This is a genomic window from Paenibacillus sp. 598K (genome assembly GCF_003851045.1).
Lineage (GTDB): Bacteria > Bacillota > Bacilli > Paenibacillales > Paenibacillaceae > Paenibacillus_D.
This window is the reverse complement of sequence record NZ_BFBX01000376.1, coordinates 1-232: the sequence shown is the minus strand read 5'-3', so window position 1 is coordinate 232 and position 232 is coordinate 1. Positions and strand designations below refer to the sequence as shown.

The 232-nt window shown below is 70.7% G+C and carries 1 protein-coding gene; it reads left to right on the top strand.

Translation table 11 applies throughout. The features are described from left to right. A partial coding sequence (locus PA598K_RS35550; protein ID WP_305781347.1) for an ATP-binding protein occupies positions 1-232 on the top strand: 232 nt, incomplete at both ends.

Here is a 232-nt window from a genome sequence, read left to right as displayed (position 1 = left end):
AGCAGGAGGGGCTGCGGCTGACGGCCGCGCATATCCATCACGGGTTGCGCGAGGCGTCGGACCAGGAGGCCGTCACGGTCCGCGATTATTGCGCGACTCTGGCGGTTCCTTGCGCGTATGGGGAGCTCGATGTGCGGGCCCATCAGGAGCGGACGGGACAGGGCACGCAGCTGGCGGCCCGGGAGCTGCGCTACGACTTCCTGCACGCGACGGCCGCGCGGATCGACGCGAG